The organism is Microbacterium neimengense, from assembly GCF_054782995.1.
The window spans coordinates 1-3351 of sequence record NZ_BAAGRK010000020.1; the positions used below are offsets into that span (position 1 = coordinate 1).

Consider the following 3351-nt stretch of genomic DNA (forward strand, 5'->3'; position numbering starts at 1 on the left):
CTCGAAATATAATAAGAACCATAAGTTTTTTATTGACCTAACCACGCCTTAAGTGTGGTACGATCTTTCTTTTATTTTAGAAGCCCCCAAATCTGGTATCGCCGGATTTGGGGGTCCGAGGCACAACGCCTTGGGGCTAATATTAATAGTATTTGCCCAGGACGTTGGTGACTCTGCTAACAACTATTTTGATAATTATAAATCTTATAGAGCTAAGCTATAAGATAAGTAATAATTTATTTATAGCTTGCCTAGTTCAAAGGAAGAACAGAGTACTTCTAATACCCAAATCCAGGATCGAAACCTGGGGCGAGTAAATATAAAATTTATACCAAACATAACCGCGTAACAGTTGTTGTGAGGAAAAGACGAAGTCTTTCCTCACTCTCAATATATTAGCCCCAGGGGCGTTGCGCCCCGGGATATAAAAATATCAGGTTGGTAAGATTTGAACTTACACTATTTTACACCCAAAGTAAATGCCTTACCAGATTAGGCTACAACCTGATTGTTTAATAAAATGTCTATACAACCCCTAATTTGGGGGACAAGCTTTTACCCCGGGGCTAGCGCCCCGGACCCCCAGGTCCGGCGGTGCCGGCCCCGGGGGCCGGCGGGCGGCGAAGCCGCCCGACGCCCCCGTTTTTTTAAACGGGGGCTTTTAAAAACGAAAGCCTCGGGGTAGTTTTATTAGAAAAATTTATATTTTTAACTGGGTATAATATTTGTTGGTTAAAAATTGGAGTTACCGAGACTCGAACTCGGACTACTCGTATGCAAAACGAGCCCTCTACCATTTAAGGGATAACCCCTGTGAACTTTTAAAAAGCCCGAAGTTTATTGTTACTTATATAATATATATTTCTCGGAGCAAACGTCCCGAACTGACAATGTTAATTCCAAGACTACCCCGCGCGTAGCGTGGGGTGGTCAGTAGGGGCCCGTAAAATTTTGGCGTAACATGTCGCAAAATTTTTAACGGGACCCGGCAGACTAATAAATATATCTCTGAGCAAATGATCGAAATATTTGGTCAAAAAATAAATTTACTTCTTGGGGTAAAAATTTTTGGGTAAAATTACTTTGCTCTGATTTAATTAATTAATAACATAAAGGTAAACATTATTTGTAATAATTAATTTTATCGAGGGGTTATGCTTTTTTTAAAATCGGAACACGAAGCACTCTCAGAATTTTTACCTTAAGCCCTACGGGTTTAAGGCTGAAAAATTAATGCTGTTATAGTTCAAAGGTAGAACGGTAAACTGTTAATTTATGTATAGAGGTTCGATTCCTCTTAACGGCTATATAAATTTTTAACACTTAATATATTTACAGGGGTAAATTAAACCCCTAAAGTTCCGGGCCGCCCAAAGGCGGCCCGGGATAAACGACCCGCGTTAAAACGCGGAGCTAAAGTAAAGACCCGCTTTGCGGGTTGTATTATTAGCCCCGCTTTAAAATTTTGCGGCACCGTACGCCAAAATTTTATGCTGGCGCCCTGGATCTTAGGTCCGGCGATGCCGGTTCCGGGGACTTATATAATTTTTATTTCACTATATAATTCCCATAAAATGTGGTATAGACTAAGTAAGCTTTTAAGTCAAGTAAACTTGATTTAATCAATTTCTGAACAGTCAGCTGGGGCCCTACAGGCCCCTGTTGATAACGACCGCAGAACGCGGTCGCAGTCTTATAATATATAAAATTAATTAAATGTAATTAGCTTTAAAGTGGTTTGCCACCCCGGGGCGGGTTCGCCCCGGGCCCCAGGTCCGGGGTAAACCCGTCCCCAGGGGCTTTGAAATATTTAATTAATTATTTATACAAAATATTCTTATTTATACAGGAAACTCGGCTTTGCCGAGACCCCTGCCAAAGGCAGGTGGTCTTAAAAGTGAATTTAATAATTTGGCCTCGGCTCCACAAGTGGGGGCGACTTTGTCGCCCCCAATGAAAATTTTATAGTATAGAATGCCAAATTTTTGTGGTAATATCATATACTTAGCCTGAGGTATGCTTTTAAATAGGTATTACCTGAATAATGTATACTTCAGGCTTTTTATATATGTCCGGACTAAAAATTATTAATAAGCCCTAATTTAATAGGGACTTTTTAATTTACATGAACGCAATTCTATTAGATCTGTTGGCTTTTGGTTCAGTATTATCAGGTATTTTAGTTATTACATCGCGAAACCCTGTAATTTCAGTTTTATTTTTAATTTCTACTTTTGTTAATGTAGCTTGTTATTTAATTTTATTAGGTATCAATTTTATTGGTCTTACATACCTGATTGTGTATGTAGGAGCAATTGCTATTTTATTCCTATTTGTAATTATGATGTTAAATATTAAACTAGTTGAATTACAAGATTCTTCAGAAGATTATTCTAATCCATACCCATTGGCTTTTGTATTAGGTACTTTATTTGTAAGTGGTTTAAGTTTAGCTAACTCAAATATTTCTAAATTTGATTTACCTTCAATCTTTGACTCTATTAATTTATTATCATTTAAATCTGATAATTTAGAAACATTAACAGTTAACCATTCAAATTGGGATAATGTGTTTGTATCTATGGATCAAATCAACAGTGTTGGTCAAGTATTATATACATCTCATGCATTATTCTTAATTATTGCGAGTATGATTCTATGTTTAGCAATGGTAGGACCAATTGTTCTTTGTCTAAAACCAACTAAACGAATTAGTTAATATTTGTTCCAAAACTTAATCTTTGCCACCGGAGCCACTCCGCGGATTAGATTGACCCGGGGCGGCGAGCCGCCCCGGGGCTATTTTACATATTCAATCTAAACTTAATATAAACCCCCTTCGGGGTGGGGGCGGCATGCCGTTTCCAAGTGGTGAATAACCAACTAAATAATCCACTAAGCTCTAATAGCTTGATGACGATAGAATTAATAATCAATAAATTTTAAGACCCTTAATGCGCTTTATACACAACGGGTCAGTGAAAAGCCACATCGAGCTGCGCCCGATCAAAATTTTGCGAGGCCTAAGTGGTACGGAGGGCTTTTGCCTTCCGGGCCTATGATTATTCCTTAACTTAGCAGACCTGGGGCCGGCGCCCCGGATCATTAGGTCCGGCGGTGCCGACCCGGGATCTATTTTTACAATTAAAATTTATTGATTATTCATGTATTATAATTTACTCATGTTATTATCATTTATTGAGGTACTTATTGTTATTGTACCATTATTACTATCTGTAGCTTTCATGACTATTGCAGAACGAAAAGCTATGGGATCTATGCAAAGACGGTTAGGTCCTAACCGAGTAGGATATTATGGTTTATTACAACCATTTGCCGATGCATTAAAAT

General features: G+C 38.2%; 2 protein-coding genes and 3 tRNA genes. 3 read left to right on the forward strand and 2 right to left on the reverse strand.

Going from position 1 to position 3351, the window contains the following annotated elements; translation table 11 throughout:
- Window positions 1-433 precede the first annotated feature (433 nt).
- Both ACYVJS_RS15975 and ACYVJS_RS15980 read right to left on the reverse strand, forming a co-directional pair.
- A tRNA-Pro gene (locus ACYVJS_RS15975) sits at window positions 434-507 on the reverse strand.
- 233 nt (window positions 508-740) lie between these two features.
- Window positions 741-812, reverse strand: a tRNA-Ala gene (locus ACYVJS_RS15980).
- 423 nt (window positions 813-1235) lie between these two features.
- Between ACYVJS_RS15980 and ACYVJS_RS15985 the strand changes: the two genes are divergently transcribed.
- The 3 genes from ACYVJS_RS15985 to ACYVJS_RS15995 all read left to right on the forward strand — a co-directional run.
- Window positions 1236-1306, forward strand: a tRNA-Asn gene (locus tag ACYVJS_RS15985).
- Window positions 1307-2125: 819 nt separating this feature from the next.
- Window positions 2126-2719, forward strand: coding sequence for an NADH-quinone oxidoreductase subunit J (locus ACYVJS_RS15990; protein ID WP_460740843.1), 594 nt, complete (start codon window positions 2126-2128; stop codon window positions 2717-2719).
- Between the two features lie 463 nt (window positions 2720-3182).
- Window positions 3183-3351: NADH-quinone oxidoreductase subunit H (locus ACYVJS_RS15995; RefSeq protein WP_460740844.1), on the forward strand; the 169-nt coding region annotated here is incomplete at its 3' end.

Excerpts from the sequence above, each read along its gene's own strand:
- ACYVJS_RS15990 (WP_460740843.1), top strand. The coding sequence starts at position 2,126 with ATGAACGCAATTCTATTAGATCTGTTGGCTTTTGGTTCAGTATTATCA.